Raw genomic sequence first — 25147 nt, forward strand, 5'->3', positions numbered from 1 at the left:
AATCTTAATAAATAAATTTAAATATAATTGCAACAATACACTATCCTAAGTTGTATTTATATTTACAAGGAGGTTTTACTATGGTTAATTTTGAAGAAGTATATAATCGGCAAGTTGATACAGTATTTAAAATATGTGTACTATATCTTAAAAAAATAGATGATGCAGAAGAAGCTACACAAGATACTTTTATTAAATATATGAAGTATAATCCAGAATTTGAAAATATTAAGCATGAGAAAAATTGGTTTATAAAAACAGCATCAAACATATGTAAAAATATCTTAAAAAGCTATTGGTTTAAGAAAATAGTATGCTCAGAGGATTTATCTCATTTTTATCAAGAAGAAAAAGATTATGATATTTTACAAGAAATATTAGAATTACCTCATAAATACAAAATGAGTATTTATCTTTTTTATTATGAAGGATACAGCACAGAAGAGATTGCTCACATATTAGATATAAAGCCATCTACTGTACGCTCAAACCTACATAGAGGTAGAAAGTTGCTAAAAATTAGTCTAGGGAGTGATTATATCAATGAAGAATAATGAGATAAAAAAAGTATTTGATAAAATAAAATTAAATGATTCAATGAAATCTCGTATTTTAGAAAATGTGTATAATGAGCTTAATACTAATGAAAAAAGTCAAAAAAATAAGTTTAATATTGTATATTTAAAGCATAGAAAATCATTAACTACATTAGCAGCAAGTTTAGTACTTATATTTGGATTATTTCTATACAATGAAAATAAGTTAGATAATATACAAAATCTATCAAGATCAAGTGAGCCTCTAAATAAATCAGTTTCAAGAAGCAGAGGAAATATTAAATACAATGAGTTTGATATTAATATCTTAAAAGATAATACTGTAAAAGTAGAAATTAAAAATGATGAAAATGACAAAGTTTTTAAAGAAATAACAGATAAAAAATCTATAAATAATTTATTAGAACTTTTACAAAAATCTAAAGAAAAAGATTTAAGCTCACAAAATTATAATGACTTTAAAAATACAGGAAAGATTATAACTTTAAGTTTTGTAACAAAAGATAATTTAATAAGTTATATAAAAATCAATTTAGATTTAAATATTGCTTGTATAAATGAAAAATATTATAATGTATTACCTGAAATGATAAAAATTATAAATAAATAATTAAAAATATAATACAATTTAAATTTGCTGCAACATTTTACAATTTTAAATTGTATTTATATATGAAAGAACAACAAACGAATAAAACATAATAAGTGGGAGGAATATACTATGAAAAAGAAAGTTATAGCGTTGTTAACAGTTGGATTAATTTCTATAAGTGGAGTTCTTATATTTGCAAATAATAAATCATCGATAGGTAAAAACAATTTAGATTCAAATAAAGAAAATGTAGATTTATCAAAAGTCAAATATATAGCAATAAGAGGAGTAATTAAATCTATAAGTGTAGATAAAGAAGTAACATCTATAAAAGTAGAAGGAAATTTAGAAAAAGATACTAGGTATGATATAGCAAATGTTCTTGTAGATAAAGATACTATAATTAATAAAGGGAATTCAAATTCTAATCTTAAAATTTCAGATTTAAAAATAGGGCAAAAGATAGAAGTTGTATTTCAAGGGCCAGAAGGAAGATCTTATCCTGTAACAGCTAATGCATATAGTATCAATATCATTAATGAATAAATTTTAAAATATAAGTTGAGTAAGAGTAGTTATTATGAATACTCTTACTCAATTTTTTTACAAAATATAAATTTAATAAGAACCATTGTCTAATTTTTACATATGATATATAGAACAATATTTATATCAGAAAAAGGAGAATTAACAATGGAGAGAAATTATTGGCAAGAATACTGGGATAATTATTGTAAGTTTATGGCTGTGTACCTTACAGAACTACAAAATGCATATCCAGATGCAGATATTAAAAATGAATACGTAGAGGTTGCTAACTTATTTGAGCCTGCTATGCCTCTTGAATATTATGAGAATTTTGATGAATATGAAGATATTGATAATGATCCAGAAAGAGAGAATGATCCACCTGTTGGTGCGCAATCTATTGCTCCTTTTATATTCCCTGGTGGTGGTCAGCAATCTATATCACCTGGTGGTGGTCAGCAATCACCTACACCTTTTATATCACCTGGTGGTGGTCAATTTACTATAAACAATTGTAGAAGAGTTGCAATAGTTAGGATAGTAATGAGAAGAGGATTTACACCTTCTAATTTCTTTATGGCAGTTGATAGAGCTGATAATAGAAGTATCCAAGGATTTAGAATAGCTTGTGAATCTGGTAGAATCAGATTTGTACCAATGGCTGTAGAATATAGAAATATTAATTTTATAGAATGTGCATTTTAGCTTAAAAATAATAAGAGGTATCTCAAGTGTTACTTGGATACCTCTTATTATTTTTAAGCTAACATATAATTCATTAAAAGGAATTGGTGTTAATCTAATTTAAGTTCATGAAAATACATTGATATGTTTTTTATTTTATATTGACACATATAAACAAAACTGATTTAATCATACTTATTAAGAAGGAAAACTTAAGTGGCAAACTCAGAAACTATAAAAAGTATAAATACTAAAACAGTTCGTAAAATACTAAATGAAAACGAATCTATAAGTAAGACCGACATAGCTAAATATACAGGTTTGAGCTTTCCAACTGTTAGCACAGTAATAGAGTACTTAATTGAAATAAATGAAGTAGTCGAAGTTGGGTTTAAAGACTCTCTAGGAGGAAGATGTGCAAAAAAATATAGCTTAAATCCAATGTATGCATGTTCATTACTTTTATATTTAGAAGGAAGAAAAATAAATTGGATAGTAAATGATTTTTGCATGAAAAAGATAGATTCTGAAATTGTAAATATAAGTGGATGTATATTAGAAGAAATAGATAATATAGTATCTTTAGTAAAGTCCCGTTACTCTCAATTGGCAAGTATAATTATTGGAGTAGCAAGTAATATTAAAGATGGAAAACTTACATCCAAAATAGAATATAGTGAACTACAAGATATAGATATAATTAAGTATTTTTCAGATAAATATATTATTCCCGTAGATATAGAAAATGATATGAATATTGCCATCAAAGGATATTGGGAAAGACATAACAATAAAAATATAGAATCAGTAGTTAATGTATATATGGGTGATAATGGAATTGGTTCTAGTATGATTTTAGGAGGACATGTATGGAAAGGTTCATCTAATTTTGCTGGTGAACTACACTATCTTCCTATATGTGATAACAATATAAAATATTGTACAAGTGTATTTGAGGGAGTAATATTGTTGAATATTATGGCAAAATAGTTCAATCATACATCGCATTAATAAATCCAAGCTTAGTTGTTATATATAATAATTCCTATATATCAGATAAATTAGAGGAAATAAAAAATTATTGCAAAAACATAATTTCCGAAGAAGTAATGCCAAAAATTATAATATCAAATGAATTTATTAAGGATTATGAATATGGGTTAAGTAAAATGGCTATTGATTTACTAAATTATTAATATAATGGGGGTATATTTTTTATGAAATTTAAACATATAGTATTTGATGTGGATGGAACTTTAATAGATTCAGAAACGGCAGTCTTAAAATCTTTACAAAAAACGTTACAAGAAGAAGGTATAAAAAAAAGTTTAGAGGAATTGAAATTTGCTTTAGGGATACCAGGAAGAGATGCTTTATTAATTCTTAAAATAAATGATTTAGAAAGAGTAGAAGAAAAATGGATGAAAAATGTAACAATATACGCTGATGAAATAACACTTTTTGATGGAGTAAAACAAGTTCTACAAGAGTTAAAATCTAAGAATTTTAAGTTAGGTATTATAACCTCTAAGACTAAGGAGGAATATAACACAGACTTTATAAAATTTGACATTCATTCATACTTTGACTTAGTTATTTGTGCAGATGATACTATCAAACATAAACCTGATGGAGAGCCTATGGAGAAATATATTGAAATTACAGGTGCAAGTAAAGAGGAAATTATATACATAGGAGATTCTATTTATGATATGCAGTGTTCCAAAAACGCAGGGGTTAACTCAGCGTTAGCATTATGGGGGGCACATAATCCAGAAAAAATAGAGTCTAATTATAAGTTAAAACACCCTAAAGATATATTAGACATTATAACTAAATATGCTAATTAGAATATTAAATAGACTTATCTAATCCTTCTTTCTTATATGTATTTGATAAATGTACTTAATAAGTATACTAGAAGTTTTTTACTTTATAATAAACGCTTCGTAGAGTCACACTCTACGGAGCGTTTATTGTTTATCCAATGGAAATGATATAAATTTATAAATATAAGTATGTTATATAAGTAGTAATAAATTTATAAAAATATTTATTCAAATATTATAATAGTATTAATAATAGATAGGAGATTAATTATGGATAGATTAAGAAAAAAAGAATTATTACAACAATACAAAGAAATGAAGCCAGAGATGGGTGTATATATGTTCAAGTCTAAAAAAACAAATACGGTTTATTTAGGTTGTGATAAAAATATAAAAGCGACTATAAATGGGGATAGATTTAAATTAAATTTAAATAGTCATAGGTGTAAAAAATTACAAAAAGATTGGAATGAAAATAAAGAAGAAAATTTTGAGATAAGAATAGTAGAGATACTTCCTTATGATAAAGATGAAAGTAAAGTTGATTATAGTGAAGATTTAGAAATATTAAGAGAAATGTGTAAAGATAGATTCACAGAAGAGAATGTTGAGGAAATATAATTCTATTAATTCAAGATATCTAAATAAAAGGTGTACTTTAGAAAAGCTTCTAAAGTACACCTTTTGTTGTTATTTATATATTAATATCTGAGTTTTTATACTACACCTTTAACTGATAGAATAAATTATAAAGAACTATTTAGGTAAAATTTTACAACTTTGTATTTGTTGTTTATTATATAGTTAGATGGTAGAAATAAAACTAAAATAGAAAATATTTTAAAGGGTATAAATTAAATGGAGATTAGTATGCTAAATATAGTAATATGTGAAGATGAAATAGAACAACAAGAAATATTAAAAGATTATCTAGAACAAATATTAAATGAAATAGATATTAAGTATGAAATATTAATTTTTAATTCTGGGGAAGAACTTTTTAAAAATTATCCTAGCAATATAGATATATTTTTGCTAGATATACAAATGGATGGGTTAAATGGAATGGAAGTAGCGAGAAAGATCAGACAAATTGATAAAAAAGAAGTAGAAATTATCTTTACAACCTCGCTTATAGAATACATTCAAGAAGGCTATGAAGTAAGGGCATATAGATATCTTTTAAAGCCTGTAAAATTAGAAGATCTTAAAAAACATATTATTTTATGTATTGAAGAATTAACTAAAAATAAAGAAAGCTATATTGCTGTAAATGAAAAAAACAATACTTGTAAAGTTAAGATTTCAGAAATTACTTATATAGAAATTCAAAAAAGAGAAATGACAATACATACTATAAACGAAGACTATACTATAAATTCTAGTATGTCCAAATTAGAAAATGAACTTAGTAAATATAATTTTTATAGATGCCACAAAAGTTTTATGGTTAATATAGACTTTATTAAAAATATAAAACAATACATAGCGATTCTAGATAATAAAGAAGAAGTACCCATAAGTCGATATAGATTTAAAGAAACCAAATCTAGGTTTTTAAGTTCCCTTGGGAGAATTTTATAATGGAGCGTTTAATTTTAGAAATAATTTGGAAAATAAATGATATTATCTCTATAGCTATGTTTTATTTTATGATTAATAAAATATATGAAAAAAAAAGATTGCTAATAAATTTAACTACATATTAATATTTATTTTAGTAATATTAATATACGTAACTCAACAAATACGTTTTTCATATGGAATATTATATACTTGTCAAGGATTACTACTTACACTATTATGTAAAAATATATTTGAAATTTCTTTGAAACATGCTTTTGCTTGTGGAATGTGCTTTTCATTTGGATATGGGATATTAATTGATATAATAGGGTGGTTAGTATTATTAATGGAAGTAAATTATACTCCTATAAGTAATATACTATATATAGATATATCTTTAAATGCTATATTAATTTTATTAATTAAATATATAGATAAAATTATAAAGTTTAATTTGAATATTAAGTATTATATTTACATTGTATTTACGATTGTTACAAATATATTGTGTATATTATCTTTAATAAAAACAAATAAATATATTGAAGATATATACTATTTTATAGAAAAAAATAATATAAACACATATATAGATAAGAATAATTATATATCACTTAATCTTATGCCTTTTTTAGAATCTACAAAACACTCAGTTATAGTTTCTATAATATTTTGCAATATATTTTTGATCGTCATAATAAATAAGATAATTAAAAATATGAAATATGAAACTGAAATGAAAGCTTTAAATGATAAATTGGACATGCAGTATAATCATTATTTAAGTATTCAAGAATCTCAAATGAAAGTAAGAAAATTATATCATGATATAAATAATCATATGGCATGTATTAGGAAAATTCAAAATAAGGATGTAAATGAATATATAGATAGTATTAATGAGGAATTAAAAGATTATAAAGATACCTTTAATACCGAAAATATGATACTAGATATTATTTTAAATGAAAAAAAATATCTATGTGATGTAAATAATATAAAATTATTTTGCGATATAAATTTTTCAAAATGTGACTTTATAGAAATGATAGACGTATCATCTATTTTTTCAAATATTTTAGATAATGCCATAGAAGCTTGTAAAAAAGTTGAAGATACTAGATATATAAATATTAGAGGAACAATAGTCAAAGATTATTATATTATAAAATGTGAAAATAGTAAGAATAAAAAGATACATATTAAAAATAAGAAAATAATTACTATTAAGAAAGATAAGTTTTTACATGGATTAGGACTAAGAAGTATAAAATCTTCCTTGAATAAATATAATGGAGATTTAGAAATTTTAGACGAAGAAAATAAATTTATAATAAATATTTACATACCACTTGATTAAAATTAAATATAATTCATGCTAGTTGGAACAAAAATAATACCACTTGTGCTAACTATATTGATTGAAAAAAATGAGAGTGTTATCTTTTAAATGCAAGAGAGCACTCTCATTTTTTAGCATAAGGAGGTATTAGTAAGAGTATGTTTGAATTTAAATTAGCCTTAAAATATTTAATGAAAAATAAGAAAGAATCTGTTTTAATAATAGCTTGTATAGCTGTTGCAATAACTCTTATATTGGGAGTTGATATTGGTTCAAATAGCATACAGCTAAATCAAATAGACATGGCTAGAGAAATTGCAGGTTATTATGATGGCATATTAAAAACTAATAGTAAAGGAAATATTGAAAAATTAAAGCAAATAAATGGAGTTTACAATGTAAATACAGTTAAAGATTTAGGAAAATTCATTCCAAAAGATGGGTTAATATCTAAGCTTTATACATATAATGAAAATTATTTAAAAGCACTTAATTATAAACTCGTGTCAGGAAGACTTCCTAAGAATGAAGGCGAAATAGTTGTAGATAAAAAAATATTTGAAAAATCTAATGAAGGCAATATTTTAAATAAAAATATCTACGCCACAAACAAAATAGATTACAAGGTAAATGGCGAAGAAAAGATTTATAGTAAAAAAAATAAATATAAAGTAGTTGGGGTTATAAGTAAAGAAGAACAGTATTATACAACTGGAAATGAAGAAGCAATGGGAGGAGCAGAGTTATTCACTTTTGTTAAGACTAATGAAAGTTCAATACCTAAGAATTTACTAAATTATGATACAGTATTTAACTTAAAAGGGGTTAATCCAGAAAACCTAGATGTAAAGTTCTCAAAGTTAAGAGAAGATTACAATCCAAAATTAGATAGTACTGTAGATATTAGACAAGATACTAGAAGTGATATATCTAGTAATGAGTATCTAGACTCAACACTTAGACATTTCAAGGATCAACAAGATAATAATCAAGTACAGTCTAAAATATTTGTTATAGTTATAGCTGCATTTACAATAGTAAATTTCTTTAACATAATCCTTACAAAGCTTATAACACAAATAGGGTATTTAAGAGTTATTGGAATGTCTAATAAAAAGGTAATTAAGTTTTATTTAATTCAAATCGCTATATTATTTTCAGTAGGTTCTATTATAGGATTTATAAGTTCTATTATATTTGCAAGATATGCTATGAGTACAATCGTAACCTTAAAGATGTTTAATATAAGTGATTTTAGTAAAATTAAATTAAACATTCCATACTTTATTGTTTTTAAAGCTTTAGCAATAGTTTTATTTATACTATTGATTACAGTGATTATTCCTGTTTTAAAATCACTAAGAAAATATCCAATAGACATTATAAGTAACACAGATAAAATAAGATACAAAACAAAATATAATAAAAAAATTACAAAAACCCTTTTAAAGAATAACTTGCTTAGAAATAAGATAAAAACTTTAGTTTCTATAGTAGTAATATCTTTTAGTGGGATTATGATAATAGATAAAATTGATACTAACTTGGACTATATTGAGAAGCAGACTAATAAATATTCATCCTATGCACCCCATAAGTTCAACTATTTTATAAGACCTGAATATAATACTAGTGAAAATATAGAAAAAGTAAGTGATACAGATATTTCAAAAATTAAAAGTATAGATGGAGTAAAAGACTTAAAAGTACAAAACGATGCTAGAGGAATTTTAATAACAGAAAAAGGCAAAGTAAGTAAAATTTATATGGATGAGTATGGACATACAGGTAGTAGTTTAAATACCCAAGATGTTGACTTTGTAATTGAAGGCATAAAAGATATAGACAAATTAAATGAGTTTGTAAAAGAAGGAAATATGAAAAGTTTAAATGATTCAACAGGTGATTATATAAATATTGCTGTATGTAATAATTTTTATTATATAAAGGATGCAATTTATAAACCTGTTGTAAAAGATTTGAAATTAGGAGATATACTTAATTTTAAAATAAAAACTACTAATACTGATGGAAATTATTATCATAAAGACTTAAAATTTAGGGTTAGTGTAATTTTAGATGACGATTACAGTAGAAAGAGCGAAACAAACTTTGTTGACCCTATAGTATTAATGAACTTTGATAATTTCAATAAAATAACAAATGGATTTTATAATCAAGAAGTATTTTTTAATTCTAAAGAAAAAAGTTATAAAACTGTAAGCAAACTTTTAGAAAACATAAAAGAAAAGAATAAGTATCTATATATTTACAATGGTCAAGATCATAAGCTGGAGTTTAGAATTACTTTTCCTATTATAATATCCTTATTGGTATTTGTTTCAGCATTATTCAATATGTATATGACTATTAGTTTAAATATAAGTAATAATTTAAGAGAATTTTCTATATTGAGAGCAATAGGATTAAATAAAAAATCACTTAAAAAATTAGTAGTTTGGGAATCTATATCCTATGCTTTACTTGGGAGCTTAGTTGCTACTATTGTTATTGCAATAAAACAACTTAAATATATCAAATATGTCAAAGAAGTATTTATAAATCACATTGGAATGGATATAAAAATAAAATCAATATATATGCCTCCAAAAGAAGCAATTATATTTATGGTAATAATAATTTTATTTGCTTTTTTAGTAGGATATATAAAAGCAAAATCAATAGACAAAATAAATATAATTGATGGAATAAATGAAAATTAATATAGGTTATGGAGGATTAAAAATGAAAAAAAGTATAAGAGTTAATAATATAAAAAAGATATATGGAAAAGGTGAAAATGCAGTTAAAGCCATTGATGGAATCACCTTAGAAATAGAGAGCGGAAAGTTTACTGCAATAGTTGGAGAAAGTGGTAGTGGAAAAAGTACACTCCTACATTGTATGGCAGGACTTGATAAGCCTACTGAAGGAAATGTATATTTAGAAAATCAAGATATATATAAATTAAATGATGATAAACTATCTAAAATTAGAGTTGAAGAGTTTGGATTTGTTTTTCAAAGTTTTAATTTAATACCAGTAGTAAATGTATATGAAAATATAGTTTTGCCTGTTTCAATAGATCACAATAAAATAGATAAGAACTATATTGACGATATTATTAAAAAGTTAGGACTAGAAAATCAAATAAAAAAATTCCCAAATGAATTATCTGGAGGGCAACAACAAAGGGTTGCAATAGCAAGAGCCTTATCAAATAAGCCTTCTATAATATTTGCAGATGAACCAACTGGAAATTTAGATAGTAAAACTAGTAAAGAAGTTATGGCTATACTTTGTATGAGTGTAAAGGAATTTAATCAAACATTAGTTATGATAACTCATAATGATGATATAGCCAATATGGCAGATACAGTTATAACTATTAATGATGGTAAAGTATTAAGTAATGCTTTAATATAAAAATAATGTGTAATTTATAAAAAAGGAGATTAAATATTTAATCTCTTTTTTATTATATAGTTATATAAAATTAAATATAAAATAGTTTTTGGCATTTGACAATAACCATAAAAATTGCTAACATATTATTAGCATATGCTAATAATAAAACTTAGGAGATGATTCTATGGATAATTGTAAAACATGTCCATCAGGTTCAACTTGTACAAAGGATAAGTCAAGTTGTGCAGTTGAAAACAACCCATTAAACAACATTAAAAATGTAATTGGCGTAATGAGTGGAAAAGGAGGCGTAGGTAAATCATCTATATCCACTTTAATAGCAAAAGGATTAATCAAAAAAGGTTATAGTGTAGGAGTATTAGATGCAGATATAACTGGTCCAAGTATTCCTAGACTATTAGGAGTTAACAAACAAAGAGCAGTTGCAGTAGAACAAGGATTATTACCTATTATAAATAAAGATGGAATCAAAGTTATGTCTTTAAACCTATTAACAGATAATGAAAATGATCCAGTTATATGGAGAGGACCTATGATATCTGGAGTAGTAAAACAATTTTGGACAGATGTTGTATGGGGAGAATTAGACTACTTACTTATAGATATGCCCCCAGGAACAGGTGATGTAGCATTAACGGTTATGCAGTCAATCCCTTTAAATGGAATTGTAATGGTATCCGTTCCTCAAGATATGGTATCTATGATAGTATCAAAGGCTGTTAATATGGCAAGGCAAATGAATATAGATATTTTAGGAGTTATTGAGAATATGAGCTACATTACTTGTGAGGACTGTCGTAAGAAAATTAAACTATTTAATGGAGACAGTACCAATAAGTTTTTAAGTGAAATGAATTTAAATTTATTAGGAGAGCTTCCTATGCTAAGTAGTATAAGTAACTTAGGACAAGAAAATCAAAATGATAAAAATTTAGAAGAAGTTTTTGAACCAATTGTAAATAACATAATTGAAAAATCACAAAAAATATTATAAAAATATAATTTAGGAGAAGTAAGTTATGAAAATAGCAGTCGCTTGTGAGAGAAATATTGTAAGTGAACATTTTGGACATTGTGAAGGCTTTGATATATATGAAGTAGAAAATAAAAATATTTTAAAGAAAGAGTATATACAAAATCCAGGACATAGACCGGGATATTTGCCAGTATTTCTAAAAGAACTTAATGTAGATATTATAATTTCTGGTGGAATGGGATCTACAGCACAAGAATTATTTGGGCAAAATAATATAGAGGTAATTGTAGGAACTTTAGGGCTAAGTGATGAAGTAGTTCGAAAATACATAAATGGAGAAATAACATCAACAGGAAGTATTTGTATAGAACATGCACATGAAGGTCATTGCAATGGGCAGATAAATGAATGAAACTATTGAGTATATAAAAAAGTTATTCAAAAAAAAGGGATATAAATTTACCATACAAAAGAAAATAATATTAGAGGTTTTACTAGAAAATAAAGAACATAAAAATGCAAAGCAAATTCATGATAAAGTAAAAAATCAAAATATTGGAATTACTACAGTTTATAGAACTTTAAACCTATTTACAGAGTTAGACATAGTCAAAGAAATAAATATCAGTGGAACAAGTTATTATGAGATTAAAATATTTAGTAAAAATCCATTTCATATACACTTTAAATGTTTTAAATGTAATAGTATAATTGATATAAATAATAAAGATATTAATCTTAATTGTTTAGATTTAAAACAAAAAGTAGAATCAGTAAGTAACTTAGATATTTATGATATAAATATAATGTTTACAGGACTATGTAAAAGCTGTAAGGAGGAGTTTTTGTGGCAAGACCAACAAAAGTTAGAACAGTAGATTTTTTCCCAGAAGATACATACTTTACACCCGTAGGAAAGCAACAATGTACGTTAAAAGAGATAAACTTAAAATTAGAAGAGTTAGAGGCAATGAGACTTAAGGATATAGAATCACTTAGTCAAGAAGAATGTGCGAAAAAAATGAATGTTTCTAGACAAACCTTCCAAAATATAATTGATACAGCAAGGCAAAAAGTTGCAATTGCTTTAACTCAAGGTCATGCTATACGTATTGACGGAGGCAATTATAGAGCAAAATTTTGCAAATTTAAATGTTTTAACTGTGGAAATGAGTATGAAATAAAGTATGCACAAGATAAGGAAAAATGCCCTTCTTGTGGATCTGATAAGGTTATTTGTAGCAAAAAAGCAAGTATATGTACTAAATGGTGCAATAAAAGTGAATAAGAATTATTGAAACACATGAAAACTCATATACAGGTTATATGAGTTTTTTATATGCATAAAAATAAATATGTACAATGTTGAGTAAAAAACGTTGACTATATACAACATTGTGCATATAATTATCTTAATAAGAAATATTTAACTATAAACTAAGGAGAATATTATGGTAAAACTAATTATTTTATATTACTTAAATATAAAATCAACTCATGGCTATGAAATACAAAAATTCATTCAAGCTACAGGACTAGATGTTTGGGCAAAAGTTAAATCAGGTTCAATATACTACGCCTTAAGCAAGATGGAGAAAAATGGAGAAGTAGAACTATACAAAGAAGAAACTATTGGATCTAAAGTTAGAAAAATATATAAAATAACTGAAAAAGGAAAGCTTGAGCTTAAAAATACTATAGTACAAGAACTAGATAAACCACTTATGCCAATAGGTACAGATAAGTTCATAATACCAATAACATTTAATAGACTGGATAAAAATGAAGCTATAGAGATAATAAATAAGCACATAAAAAATCTTGAAGAAACCTTAGAGTATTGGGAATACTGGAAAGATATAAAAATAAATGAATCAACCTTACAGGTTGAAAAGATAGCATTTGAAATGACTGTAAATGGAATTAAAGATTCTATAAGATGGCATAAAGCTATAATAGATGAGTATGATGAGTATGTAAAATACAGCCAAAATCAAGAAATAATGATTAAAAATATTGATTTTGGAGAAGTTCAAGAGCCTAAAAATAATGAGATTAAAACTGATAAAAAAAGAATTGAAGAGCTTAGAGAAATAATTTTAAACAATCCAGAAAAGTCAAAAGAAGCTCTTGAAGAATTGATGAATTTAATGAGTCAAGGCAAATAAAATGTAGTTGTAAACTACATTTTTATTTAAAGCATATATACAATGTTGTATATGAAATATTTAATATAAAGTGGAGGGTATATTATGGGTGCAATTTTAGAAATAAACTCACTTAGAAAAACTTTTGGAGAGAGAACAGTAGTAAATGGATTAAGTTTTAAAGTTAATGAGGGGGAGATTTTAGGATTTTTAGGTCCTAATGGAGCAGGTAAAAGTACAACTATAAATATGATTACAACTATATTAAATTTTGATGAAGGAAAGGTATTATTTGAAGGAAGAGAAGTAAATTCAGATGATAATGATTTCAAAAAATTATTAGGGTATGTTCCTCAAGATATAGCTTTATTTAATGATTTAACTGCTTATGAAAATGTTAAGTTTTTTGGATCTCTTTATGGATTAAAGGGAAGTTATTTAAATAATAGAGTGAATGAAACTTTAGAGTTGGTAGGTTTATATGATAGAAAAAATGATTATCCAGATTCATTTTCAGGAGGTATGAAAAGAAGGATTAATATAGCATGTTCAATAGTTCATAAACCTAAAATTTTGATAATGGATGAACCAACAGTAGGCATAGACCCCCAATCAAGAAATAATATCTTGGAAGTAGCAAAGAATTTAAGAGATGAAGGAACTACAATAATATATACATCCCATTATATGGAAGAAGTAGAAGCTATATGTACTAGACTTATTGTTTTAGACAATGGAAATATAATAGAATCTGGATATAAAGATGAAATTAAGACAAAGTATCGTAGCAAAGGATTAAACAATTTAGAAGAAATATTTTTATATATTACAGGAAAAGAATTGAGAGATTAGGAGGGGATATTATGAATGAATTTAAAGTATTACTTAGACTAGGTATGAAAAAAAGAATAAAGGACTCCTTTTTAATAGGCTATGGAATTACTTTTCCATTAATGTTAATTATTATATTAGGGTACATGTCAACTAACTATTATTCTAAGGAAGGTGGAATAACATCATATTACTACTACTCAATGGTAACTATTCCTTTTTGCACTTTTTTATCTTCAATAACTCTTATATATGTTGCTAGAGAAGAAAGCTTAAATAAGTGTGGAGAAAGATTTATTATAGCTCCTATTAGTAAAACTTCTATAGTTTTATCAAAAATAATTCCAGCAACAATTGCTATATCTGTATATAATCTAATTTTACTTTTAGTATGTAACTTAATATTTAAAGTGGATTATAGAGGAAGGTTTCTAGAGATATATGTACTTATAATAAGTTTAGGTTTTATGTCATCAGCCTTTGGAACTTTTATTGGACTTTGTAGTAAAGATTTTATGTCTATAAAAAACATTGTAAGTACACCTATTTTAATAATGGCTGTTCTTGGGGGAAGCTTTTTTCCTATAGGTTCACTTGGAAATGTTTTTGAAATGATAAGTTATATATCACCACTTACATGGGTAAATAGGGGGATTTTTATGATGTTAAATGACAATATAATAAATGTTTATATGATTTCTTTATTTATAATACTTGGTTTAGGTATGTTATTTACAATAGTATCCATAAAAGCTTTTAAAAAGGAGGCATTTATATAATGATATCATTACTAGTAGCTAAGAATGAGTTTATAAGAAGTTTAAAAAATAAAAAGAAATTAGTTTTAACCTTCTTATTACCCTTATTATCCATAATTGTGGCTATAGGAATTAACAATATGATGAAGCCATCTATTAATATTGGAGTAATAGAAAATCAATATGTTAATAAAGAAGCTAAGTTAAAAATGAACGTTGTAGATAGAGTAAATTTAAGTAGGGCAAATAAAAATACCATTAATACAGATATGATTTTAGCTAAATACTTAGGGGTAGTCGAGTTTAAAAAAGGTAATGATTTTAAGGTATACTGCCTAGATACAAATATGAAAATAGAGATTGAAAAAGCTGTATCTGAAGTTATTAATAGTGGTAATGTTGATAAAACTAAAGGACTATTAAATATTTTAGATGAAGGAAGTTTGAGTGCATCTCAAAGAGGGAGTGGGTTTATATTTATTACTTTAATTATAACTTGTACTATGTCAGCTTCAATTATGTTAAAAGATAAGGAAGATAAAATATTACTTAGATATTTAACAACACCTAATAAGTTATCTGGATATATATTAGGTAATTACATTTATAATCTTATAAATACTATTATTCAAATTTTAGTATCCTCAGTATTTATATATATATTAAAAATAGATATGGGAATAACTATAAGTCAATTTATTGTTTTAGGGATTGTAACAGCTATTATAGCTTCTAGTGTATCTATATTATTTACAGTAATATCAAATAGTGAGTTACAAGCAAGTTTATTAGCTTCATCAATAGCTTTAGTAATGGCACTTTTTGGGGGAGCTTTTTTACCAATAGAAAAAATGCCTAATATATTGAAACTTATAAGTAATATTTCTCCTATAAAATGGATTATAGGACTTACTTCCTCTATGGAAAAAGGTATTGTTTATGGAAATAATTTGGCTGTAATAATTCTTATTATAATACTTTCTAGTGTTATAGTATTTATATCTAGTAAAGTGGGTGAAAAGAAATTGAAATATTAACTTATATAAATTTACACAAAATACTACTATAATTTTATAGTAGTATTTTAAATTTTAAGAAAATTATCTTAATTTGGTATATAATAAAGACATATTTAAATTTCTAAGGTTGGTGTGAGGATGGGTATATCAGTTAAAGAAATGCTTGATGCAGAGTTTTTTAAAGAATACAAAATTTTAGCAGGCAAAGATGGTTTAAACAATCAAATTCAAGGGGTAACTATACTTGACTCAGAAGACGGATTTCATTGGTCAAGAGAGAAAGAGTTCGTAATTAGTTCAGGATATATTTTCATAAAAAATCCAAATCTATTTGAAGAATATATTAACTCTAAATACTTCAAAGGAACAGCCTGCTTTGGAATTAAAGTAGGAAGGTTTTTAAAAGAAATACCTGAAAATATTATTGAACAATTTAACAAACACAAAATACCTTTAATAGATATTCCATACAAAGATTCGTGGATGGATATAATGAATGCCTTAAATGTTACAGTAATGAATAAAAATATAAATCGATTTAATATTAAAGAAATAAATTCTAATAAGTCTTTAGATTTATCCTATCAAGTTAGAAAAATTAATAAAATTTTAAATGCTGTTGAATATGAAATGAATTTTTCTGCAATGCTTTATGATTTATCAAATAATAAAGCTTATTATAGTTCAAATAAATTTAAAGAAGTATCTAAGGATTTAAATATAGAAGACTTTTGGAAACCTTCCTTTGATTATAGTAAAGAGATTTTATGCAAAGATATAAAAATGTCGAGATATAGGTTCTATGATAGCAAATATGAAGCTCCATTTAGTTGGATAACAGTCCCTATAACTATAGATAACAAAATTAAAGCATATTTTGTTGTTATTGAGGCTACAGGTCTTATTGACTATTTTGACCAATTTTCTTTAAGAATAGGATTTTTATTAATACAAGAATTATATGAACAAATTTTTGTTAAGCAACTTATGGAAGATAGTCAATTTAAAAAATTCATAGAAAATATTTTAAATGATAATCTAAAAGACAAAGACAGTATAATAAATATAGCTAATGATCTAAATATTAGTATAAATGATAAATTTCACACTATCGTAATGAATCAAACCAATGAGAAAGTTATCTTGTCAGGATTAAGAGAGACTTTAAAAAATTGTACAAGAAATGCTTTTGGATTTGAAGATTATAAAATATCATTCATAGAAGATAATAGTTGTTTATTTTTAATTAAAGAAAATAGTAGATTTTCAGAAAAACAAAATATTAAGCTTATAAAAGAGAAGTTATCTAATTTAAAGAAGCGCTTAGAATTAGACATAGATAATCTAGAACTAAGTTTTGGTATATCAGATATTCCAGACTTTATTTATGAAACAAAGAAAAGTTATCAAAGAGCAGAGAAAGCTATTAGTATCGGAAAACTTTTATATCCTAAAGAAGAGTTTTGTTCTTATTCAAACTTAGGAGCTTTTGCTTGGATGGATATAAAAGATGATGAAGTTAATATTATGCTAAGAGATATAAGCGTTTTATTAGAGGATGAGAAGTATAAAGAATATATACATACACTAAAAGTGTATTTAGAATGTAAGATGAACTTTAGTCTTACAGCTAAAAATTTATATGTACATATAAATACTGTTCGAAAAAGAATAGAGGATATTACTTATTTACTAAAGATAGATTTAGAAGATCCTATGAATAGGTTGAAATTAGAAATTTTACTAAAGTTATTTTACTAGACAAGAAAATAAATAAATTATTATAAGATATTCGTAATAAATACGGATATCTTATTTTTTTATAAATATAATGAATATAGCATGAAAAAAATTTCTTAATCATTATAGAAAAGTGAAAATTTATTCATTTATATAATATTTGTCAAATATAAGGAAAGTATTTGCGTTGATGTAGGTTTTATTTAGCTGATAATATTAATTTAAGGAAAATGATAATAAATTAAAGGGGTGTTTAAATGTCTAAAATATTAAATAAAGCTAAAGATATTGAAGGATATGTAATTAATTTAAGACGAGAATTTCATAAGTATCCTGAATTAAGTGGAAGAGAATTTAAAACTCAAGAAATGGTTATTAAAGAGCTTGAAAATATAGGAATACCTTATAAAAAAGTAGGAAATACATCAGTGGTAGCTATATTAAATGGAAAAAAAGAAGGTAAAACTATAGCTTTAAGAGCAGATATGGATGCACTTCCTATAATAGAAGAATCAGGTGTTGAATTTTCATCAAAAACACATGGATTAATGCATGCTTGTGGTCATGATGCCCACACTGCAATGCTTCTTGGAGCAGCAAAAGTACTTTCTAAAATGAAAGATGAGATAAATGGAAATATTAAATTCTTTTTCCAAGAAGGAGAAGAAACTTTTACAGGAGCAAAAGAAATCATAAAAGATGGAGGAATGGATGGAGTAGATGCTTGCTTTGGACTACATTGTATGCCTGATCTTGAAACTGGATATGTAAATATTGATTCAGGATATAAAATGGCAGGGTGTGATACTATTTATGTAAAATTTGAAGGAATATCAGGTCATGGATCTTCTCCACACCTTGCAAAAGACACTATTTATCCTGCTTGTACTTTTGTTTCAGGATTACAAGCAATAGCAACTAAAAATATTGATCCACAAGAGCCCGTAGTTCTTACAGTAGGAAGGTTTATAGGAGGAACTAAGGCTAATATAATTCCTAAGTACACAAACCTTGATATATCAATGAGATACTTTAACCCTAAAGTAAGAGCAATTGTCCACCAAAGTATAAAAAGACATGCAAAAGCAATTGCAGAAGCTTATGAAATTAATGTTGATGTAAATATAGAAGAAAGTGCAATAAGTCTTTATAATGATGAAGAATTATCTATAATTGCAAAAAATTCAGCAAAAAAAATACTAGGTGAAGGAAAAACTGTATCAGGACCTAAACTAATGGGATCAGAAGATTTCCCTTATTACTTGAAATATGCAAAAGGAGTATATGCATACCTTGGCTATAATAATAAGGAAAAAGATAGTATTTATTATCCACATCATGAGAAGTTCAAAATAGATGAAGAATGTCTTAAGTATGGAGTAGCACTACATGTTCAATTTGCTTTAGATTTTTTAAATGAAAACTAAAAATAATTTTACAAGGGGATAATTTAATGGGATTAAAAAGTGTTGGAGTTAAAGACAATGACATTAAGAAGATAGAAAGATATAGGTGGATAGTTTGGTTAATATTAGCATCTGTATATATATTTGTAACGTTTCATCGTATGGGTGTTGGCGTTGTTAAAAATGATTTACAAAATGAATTTAAAATTGGATCACTAGAATATGCAAATATAGGTTCAATGTATTTTTACGCATATTTTATCATGCAGATACCATCAGGAATACTTGCTGATAAACTAGGTCCTAAAAAAACAGTATCAATGTTTTCTATATTGGCTGCAATAGGTTCTATAACTTTTGGTATGGCACCTAGTATAAATGTTGCTTATATAGGTCGTTTTATGGTAGGGATTGGAGTATCTGTTGTATTTATATGTTTGGTAAAAATACAATCACGTTGGTTTTATTCAAAAAACTTTGCACTAATGGTTGGATTATCTGGAGTAGTTGCAAACTTAGGATCAATGTTAGCACAAACTCCGCTAGCCCTAGTCTCAGCAAAATTTGGATGGAGAAATACTTTTATTTTTATGGGATTAGCAATGGTATTTTTCACAGTCTTGACGCTTATATTTGTTAAAGATGATCCAAAAGATATGGGACTTCCAGGAATGGATGAACTTGAGAATAGACCGATAGATGCATCTAATATAAAAGTTATGCCAGCATTAAAATCAATATTATCAAACAAAAGAACTTGGGTTATATCTATTGCATATTTTGGATTATCTACAGCCTATACTGTATTTATGGGTACATATGGAGTTTCATTCTTAATAGAAAAGTACAGTTTAACAAATGTACAATCAGCAAATTATGTTATAGTGACTATAGCAGGGGCACTTATAAGTTCTTTAGTACTTGGGCAAATCTCAGATTATTTTAAAAGTAGAAAATTGCCATTAACTATTGCGGGGACTTTAACTTTATTATGCTGGATAGTACTTATATACGTTGGAGTACCTATTAACATGCTTGTTCCATTTTTATTTATATTTGGATTTGTTTCATCAGCATTTACTATGTGTTGGACAATGGGAAATGAGGTAAATGATAGAAGACTTTCAGGTATGGCTACAGGAGTTGTAAACTGTGTAGGATTTTTAGGAGCCGCTGTTATCCCAGTTATTATGGGTAAGGTTTTAGATAGTTATAAAGATACCCCATTAGTTGGTTATGAAAAGGCATATTTTGTTTTAATTATGATAATAGCAATAAGTGTTGTTGCTTCGTTTTTCACAAAAGAAACAAGTGCACAAAATATATATGATGTAAAATAAAAATATATTTTATATATATATTCTAGTATATTCCTTGATATTAAGATACAAAAAGATATTGACATAATTTATGTTAATATCTTTTTTTTATAAATAAATATATTTATCTAAAGTAATTAATTAAATTAACAGAGAAATTATAAAAAATATAAATATAAACCAGTGATTATGACAAAAAAATAAAAATTATTATGCTAAAATTAACTAAAATTAATATATAAAGAATAGTTTAAATTAAAGGGGGAGAGCTATGAAAAAATTTATTAAAATTTTGAAAGTATTAAGTATGGCAATTGTTTTGTCAGCATGTAATATCAATGGTGTCTTTGCAAGTAATTTAAACACAACTAATGAACCTCAAAAAACAACTGTATTTAATAAAAATGACAATACGTGGAATGCACAGTATTTTAGAATACCTAGTCTTCAGACTTTGGCAGATGGTACTATGCTAGCATTTTCAGATATTCGTTATAATGGAGCAGCAGATCATGCATACATAGATATTGGAGCTGCTAAAAGCACTGATAATGGACAAACATGGGAATATAAAACAGTAATGGAAAATGATCGTATTGATTCAACTTTTTCTCGTGTAATGGATTCAACAACTGTTGTTACAGACACAGGAAGAATAATATTAATTGCAGGATCATGGAATAAAAATGGAAATTGGGCAAGTAGTACAACTTCTTTAAGAAGTGACTGGTCTGTTCAAATGGTTTATTCTGATGATAATGGAGAAACATGGTCTGATAAAGTTGATTTAACTACAAATAAAGCAAGAATAAAAAATCAACCAAGTAACACTATTGGATGGTTAGGCGGTGTTGGAAGTGGTATTGTAATGTCTGATGGTACAATAGTAATGCCAATACAAATTGCATTAAGAGAAAACAATGCTAACAACTATTATTCATCAGTTATATATTCAAAGGATAATGGAGAAACATGGACAATGGGAAATAAAGTTCCTGATCCAAAAACTTCTGAAAATATGGTAATTGAATTGGATGGAGCTTTAATTATGAGTTCTAGAAATGATGGAAAGAATTATAGAGCATCATATATATCTTATGATTTAGGATCTACTTGGGAAGTATACGATCCTTTACATAATAAAATATCTACTGGTAATGGGTCTGGATGCCAAGGTTCATTTATCAAAGTTACTGCAAAAGATGGACATAGATTAGGATTTATTTCAGCACCAAAAAATACAAAAGGTGGATATGTTAGAGATAACATAACTGTTTATATGGTTGACTTTGATGATTTATCTAAAGGTGTTAGAGAACTATGTATCCCATACCCTGAAGATGGAAATTCAAGTGGTGGTGGATACTCTTGTTTATCCTTCAATAATGGAAAATTAAGTATACTTTATGAAGCTAATGGAAATATAGAATATAAAGATTTAACAGATTATTATTTATCTCTTGAGAATAATAAAAAATTAAAATAAAAAAATTAAGGAAAACATTGACAAAAAAAGTAGAAAAAATAAAATTATAGTACTATAATAGTAATATAATTAAAAATAAATATGCAAACCTAGAGAAATCTAGCTACGCAAAGCTAAAGGGGCTAAGGTCAAAGACTATGCCAGCCAGTTGCCAAAGAGTTAAAACTTTTTGTTTTTATATCTGATACATATAAATTTTATATGTATATTTAGGTGTATTTACGCTACTCTCTTTGGAGTAGCTTTTTTAATATAAAAGTAAATAAGTAAATCTAATAACTTAAAGTTAAAGGATTGAATATATAAATTAATTCACCTTTAATTGTCAAATACTTAACAATTTTATTTTATAAATACCTAAATATAATATTATTTTTTATATATGCTCAGATATGCTTAAGCTACTCTCTTTGGAGTAGCTTTTATTATTAATAATAAAGGAGGATAATAAAGTGCGAATTACACAAAGAGAAATTGAAAAACTTATGTTACATTACGCAGGAGAACTAGCAGGCAAAAGAAAGCAAAGGGGACTTAAACTTAATTATATAGAATCAGTAGCTTATATAAGCTCAGAGTTACTAGAATTAGCTAGAGATGGAAAATCTGTTACTGAGCTAATGAACCTAGGCACAAAGCTTCTTACAAAAGAAGATGTAATGGAAGGTGTAAGTGAAATGATACACGAAGTTCAAATCGAAGCTACATTTCCAGATGGAACTAAATTAGTAACAGTACATAATCCTATAAAATAAGGTTTAAGGGGAGATAAAATATGATACCAGGAGAAATCATTACGAAAGATAGAGAAATTATTTTAAATGAAGGTAAAAAAATATTAACTATTAAAGTTGAAAATGCTGGAGATAGACCAATTCAAGTAGGTTCCCATTTTCATTTTTTCGAAGTAAATAAACTGTTAAAATTTAATAGGAAAAGTTCATTTGGAATGAGATTAAACATACCTTCAGGAACATCAATTAGATTTGAACCAGGAGAAAGAAAAGAAGTCGATTTAGTTGAATTAGGTGGAAACAAAAAAGCATTTGGATTTAATGGATTAACAGAAGGACAAGTCAATGATGATAATCTAAAAAAAGCCTTAGAATTCGAAAGTTTTAAATATTTCTTATAATTAATTTAAACAAGGAGGAGAAATAAATGTCTTATAAAATGTCTGGTAAAAAATATGCAAGTATGTTTGGGCCTACAACTGGAGATAAAATCAGACTTGCTGATACAGATTTAATTATAGAAGTTGAGAAAGACTATACTGTTTATGGAGATGAAATAAAGTTTGGTGGAGGAAAAACCTTAAGAGATGGTATGGGCCAATGTGTTCATATTAATAGTGAAGAAGGGGCACTAGATTTAGTTATAACAAATGCACTTATAGTTGATAGTACAGGAATATTTAAAGCTGATATAGGAATAAAAAATGGGAATATAGTTGGAATAGGAAAATCAGGAAATCCAGATATTATGGATGGTGTAAATGAAAATATGATAGTTGGTGCATCTACAGAAGCAATTTCAGCAGAAGGACTTATAGTTACTGCTGGTGGAATTGATACACATATTCATTTCATATCACCACAACAAGTAAATACTGCACTATGTAGTGGTATAACCACAATGATAGGAGGAGGAACTGGTCCAGCTGATGGAAGTAATGCAACTACCTGCACTCCAGGTCCTTGGAATATAGAAAAAATGCTTAAAGCATCTGAAGAATATCCTATGAATATAGGTTTATTTGGAAAGGGAAACTGTTCAAGCGAAGAACCTTTAATAGAACAAATCAAATCAGGAATAATAGGTCTTAAAATACATGAAGACTGGGGAGCCACTCCAAAAGTAATAGATACATGTCTCACAGTTGCTGATAAATATGATATTCAAGTCGCTATACATACAGATACCCTTAATGAAGGGGGATGTATAGAGGACACAATGAATGCAATAGCCGGAAGAACTATACACACGTTCCATACAGAAGGTGCGGGTGGTGGACATTCACCGGATATAATAAAAGCAGCATCATATGGCAACATATTGCCAGCCTCAACAAATCCAACTATGCCTTATACATTAAATACAATAGATGAACATTTAGATATGCTAATGGTATGCCATCATTTAGACAAAAAAATAGAAGAAGATGTAGCATTTGCAGATTCAAGAATACGTCCAGAAACAATAGCAGCAGAGGATATACTACAAGATTTAGGAGTATTCAGTATTATGAGTTCTGATTCTCAAGCAATGGGCAGAGTTGGTGAAGTCATAACTCGTACTTGGCAATCTGCACATAAAATGAAGAATCAACGTGGACATTTATCTGAAGATAATAAGGAAAATGATAATTATAGAGTTAAAAGATATATAGCCAAATATACTATAAATCCAGCTATTGCCCATGGTATATCAAATTATGTAGGATCAGTTGAAGAAGGTAAATTTGCAGATTTAGTTATTTGGAATCCTGCTTTCTTTGGAATTAAGCCAGATATAATACTTAAAGGTGGAATGATAATTGAAGCTAAAATGGGTGATCCTGGCGCTTCTATACCAACACCAGAGCCAATTATGTATAGATCTATGTTTGGAGCTCATGGAAGTGCAAAATACGATACATGCATTACCTTTGTATCAAAGGATGCATATGAAAATGGCGTTAAAGAGAAATTAAATCTACAAAAGAAAATTTTACCGGTTGAAAATTGTAGAAATATAGGTAAAAAGGATATGGTATTAAATAATGCTACACCAGAGATTACGGTTGATCCTGAAAGTTATACTGTTAAAGCAGATGGTATACTTTTAACATGCGAACCAGCAGAAAAACTACCTTTAGCACAGTTATATAACTTATTTTAAAAAGTAAAACTAATAGGTCTATCTATGATTTAATTTTTAAAAAAATTTATATACAGGA

At 26.4% G+C, this 25147-nt stretch carries 27 protein-coding genes and 1 riboswitch; all 27 genes read left to right on the forward strand.

Annotated features, from left to right (window positions below; all coding sequences use genetic code 11):
* Nucleotides 1-80 precede the first annotated feature (80 nt).
* The 27 genes from ATCC9714_RS07900 to ureC all read left to right on the forward strand — a co-directional run bounded on the left by ATCC9714_RS07900 (nucleotide 81) and on the right by ureC (nucleotide 25089).
* Nucleotides 81-554, forward strand: coding sequence for an RNA polymerase sigma factor (locus ATCC9714_RS07900; protein ID WP_057544958.1), 474 nt, complete (start codon nucleotides 81-83; stop codon nucleotides 552-554).
* Entirely contained in the window at nucleotides 544-1167 is a 624-nt protein-coding gene (locus tag ATCC9714_RS07905) for a hypothetical protein (protein WP_057544959.1), read from the forward strand. Before ATCC9714_RS07900 ends, ATCC9714_RS07905 begins: the two co-directional genes overlap by 11 nt.
* A gap of 111 nt (nucleotides 1168-1278) precedes the next feature.
* On the forward strand, nucleotides 1279-1695 hold the full coding sequence (locus ATCC9714_RS07910) for a DUF3221 domain-containing protein (RefSeq protein WP_057544960.1): 417 nt from the start codon (nucleotides 1279-1281) through the stop codon (nucleotides 1693-1695).
* A 147-nt stretch (nucleotides 1696-1842) separates the two neighbouring features.
* Nucleotides 1843-2382 (forward strand): hypothetical protein, encoded by a 540-nt coding sequence (locus ATCC9714_RS07915; RefSeq protein ID WP_021126293.1) that lies wholly within the window; start codon nucleotides 1843-1845, stop codon nucleotides 2380-2382.
* A 195-nt stretch (nucleotides 2383-2577) separates the two neighbouring features.
* Nucleotides 2578-3351: an ROK family protein gene (locus tag ATCC9714_RS07920; RefSeq protein WP_021126292.1), complete on the forward strand. Its 774-nt coding sequence runs from the start codon at nucleotides 2578-2580 to the stop codon at nucleotides 3349-3351.
* A gap of 227 nt (nucleotides 3352-3578) precedes the next feature.
* Nucleotides 3579-4211: an HAD family hydrolase gene (locus tag ATCC9714_RS07925; protein ID WP_057544962.1), complete on the forward strand. Its 633-nt coding sequence runs from the start codon at nucleotides 3579-3581 to the stop codon at nucleotides 4209-4211.
* Nucleotides 4212-4460: 249 nt separating this feature from the next.
* Nucleotides 4461-4811 carry a GIY-YIG nuclease family protein gene (locus ATCC9714_RS07930; RefSeq protein WP_057544963.1) on the forward strand — a complete coding sequence of 117 codons (351 nt, stop codon included), beginning with the start codon at nucleotides 4461-4463 and terminating at the stop codon, nucleotides 4809-4811.
* A 249-nt stretch (nucleotides 4812-5060) separates the two neighbouring features.
* Nucleotides 5061-5774 (forward strand): LytR/AlgR family response regulator transcription factor, encoded by a 714-nt coding sequence (locus ATCC9714_RS07935; protein WP_057544964.1) that lies wholly within the window; start codon nucleotides 5061-5063, stop codon nucleotides 5772-5774.
* Entirely contained in the window at nucleotides 5774-5899 is a 126-nt protein-coding gene (locus tag ATCC9714_RS17715; protein ID WP_261291306.1) for a hypothetical protein, read from the forward strand. Before ATCC9714_RS07935 ends, ATCC9714_RS17715 begins: the two co-directional genes overlap by 1 nt.
* 203 nt (nucleotides 5900-6102) lie before the next feature.
* The gene (locus tag ATCC9714_RS07940; protein WP_057544965.1) at nucleotides 6103-7116 is read left to right on the forward strand and encodes a GHKL domain-containing protein; all 1014 of its coding nucleotides are present in this window, start codon (nucleotides 6103-6105) and stop codon (nucleotides 7114-7116) included.
* A gap of 140 nt (nucleotides 7117-7256) precedes the next feature.
* On the forward strand, nucleotides 7257-9821 hold the full coding sequence (locus tag ATCC9714_RS07945; protein WP_057544966.1) for an ABC transporter permease: 2565 nt from the start codon (nucleotides 7257-7259) through the stop codon (nucleotides 9819-9821).
* Nucleotides 9822-9843: 22 nt separating this feature from the next.
* Nucleotides 9844-10524 (forward strand): ABC transporter ATP-binding protein, encoded by a 681-nt coding sequence (locus tag ATCC9714_RS07950; RefSeq protein WP_057545362.1) that lies wholly within the window; start codon nucleotides 9844-9846, stop codon nucleotides 10522-10524.
* A 166-nt stretch (nucleotides 10525-10690) separates the two neighbouring features.
* Nucleotides 10691-11521, forward strand: coding sequence for an Mrp/NBP35 family ATP-binding protein (locus ATCC9714_RS07955; RefSeq protein WP_021126277.1), 831 nt, complete (start codon nucleotides 10691-10693; stop codon nucleotides 11519-11521).
* 25 nt (nucleotides 11522-11546) lie between these two features.
* Nucleotides 11547-11915 carry a NifB/NifX family molybdenum-iron cluster-binding protein gene (locus tag ATCC9714_RS07960; RefSeq protein ID WP_057544967.1) on the forward strand — a complete coding sequence of 123 codons (369 nt, stop codon included), beginning with the start codon at nucleotides 11547-11549 and terminating at the stop codon, nucleotides 11913-11915.
* Nucleotides 11908-12381 (forward strand): Fur family transcriptional regulator, encoded by a 474-nt coding sequence (locus tag ATCC9714_RS07965; RefSeq protein ID WP_055339395.1) that lies wholly within the window; start codon nucleotides 11908-11910, stop codon nucleotides 12379-12381. The genes ATCC9714_RS07960 and ATCC9714_RS07965 overlap by 8 nt, the downstream gene beginning before the upstream one ends.
* Nucleotides 12351-12791, forward strand: coding sequence for a DUF134 domain-containing protein (locus tag ATCC9714_RS07970; protein WP_057544968.1), 441 nt, complete (start codon nucleotides 12351-12353; stop codon nucleotides 12789-12791). Before ATCC9714_RS07965 ends, ATCC9714_RS07970 begins: the two co-directional genes overlap by 31 nt.
* A gap of 163 nt (nucleotides 12792-12954) precedes the next feature.
* Complete coding sequence (locus ATCC9714_RS07975) at nucleotides 12955-13671, forward strand: PadR family transcriptional regulator (RefSeq protein WP_054629366.1); 717 nt, start codon at nucleotides 12955-12957, stop codon at nucleotides 13669-13671.
* A gap of 84 nt (nucleotides 13672-13755) precedes the next feature.
* Nucleotides 13756-14502, forward strand: a complete 747-nt coding sequence (locus ATCC9714_RS07980; RefSeq protein ID WP_021126273.1) for an ABC transporter ATP-binding protein — start codon at nucleotides 13756-13758, stop codon at nucleotides 14500-14502.
* Nucleotides 14503-14513: 11 nt separating this feature from the next.
* Complete coding sequence (locus tag ATCC9714_RS07985; RefSeq protein WP_057544969.1) at nucleotides 14514-15260, forward strand: ABC transporter permease; 747 nt, start codon at nucleotides 14514-14516, stop codon at nucleotides 15258-15260.
* Nucleotides 15260-16276 carry an ABC transporter permease gene (locus tag ATCC9714_RS07990; protein WP_057544970.1) on the forward strand — a complete coding sequence of 339 codons (1017 nt, stop codon included), beginning with the start codon at nucleotides 15260-15262 and terminating at the stop codon, nucleotides 16274-16276. The genes ATCC9714_RS07985 and ATCC9714_RS07990 overlap by 1 nt, the downstream gene beginning before the upstream one ends.
* A 120-nt stretch (nucleotides 16277-16396) precedes the next feature.
* Nucleotides 16397-18019: a PucR family transcriptional regulator gene (locus tag ATCC9714_RS07995; protein WP_057574273.1), complete on the forward strand. Its 1623-nt coding sequence runs from the start codon at nucleotides 16397-16399 to the stop codon at nucleotides 18017-18019.
* 236 nt (nucleotides 18020-18255) lie between these two features.
* Nucleotides 18256-19425, forward strand: a complete 1170-nt coding sequence (locus tag ATCC9714_RS08000; protein WP_057544972.1) for an amidohydrolase — start codon at nucleotides 18256-18258, stop codon at nucleotides 19423-19425.
* A 26-nt stretch (nucleotides 19426-19451) separates the two neighbouring features.
* Nucleotides 19452-20744, forward strand: a complete 1293-nt coding sequence (locus tag ATCC9714_RS08005; RefSeq protein ID WP_055328802.1) for an MFS transporter — start codon at nucleotides 19452-19454, stop codon at nucleotides 20742-20744.
* Nucleotides 20745-20994: 250 nt separating this feature from the next.
* A complete protein-coding gene (locus ATCC9714_RS08010; RefSeq protein WP_081013596.1) occupies nucleotides 20995-22209 on the forward strand; it encodes a sialidase family protein in 1215 nt (404 codons plus the stop codon).
* Between the two features lie 72 nt (nucleotides 22210-22281).
* A riboswitch (cyclic di-GMP riboswitch) is annotated at nucleotides 22282-22365 on the forward strand.
* A 296-nt stretch (nucleotides 22366-22661) separates the two neighbouring features.
* Nucleotides 22662-22964: an urease subunit gamma gene (gene ureA, locus ATCC9714_RS08015; protein ID WP_021129780.1), complete on the forward strand. Its 303-nt coding sequence runs from the start codon at nucleotides 22662-22664 to the stop codon at nucleotides 22962-22964.
* Between the two features lie 20 nt (nucleotides 22965-22984).
* On the forward strand, nucleotides 22985-23344 hold the full coding sequence (ureB, locus tag ATCC9714_RS08020) for an urease subunit beta (RefSeq protein WP_021129779.1): 360 nt from the start codon (nucleotides 22985-22987) through the stop codon (nucleotides 23342-23344).
* A 26-nt stretch (nucleotides 23345-23370) separates the two neighbouring features.
* Nucleotides 23371-25089: an urease subunit alpha gene (ureC, locus tag ATCC9714_RS08025; RefSeq protein ID WP_021129778.1), complete on the forward strand. Its 1719-nt coding sequence runs from the start codon at nucleotides 23371-23373 to the stop codon at nucleotides 25087-25089.
* The last annotated feature ends 58 nt before the right edge of the window (nucleotides 25090-25147 follow it).

This window comes from Paraclostridium sordellii, from assembly GCF_000953675.1.
GTDB lineage: Bacteria > Bacillota > Clostridia > Peptostreptococcales > Peptostreptococcaceae > Paraclostridium > Paraclostridium sordellii.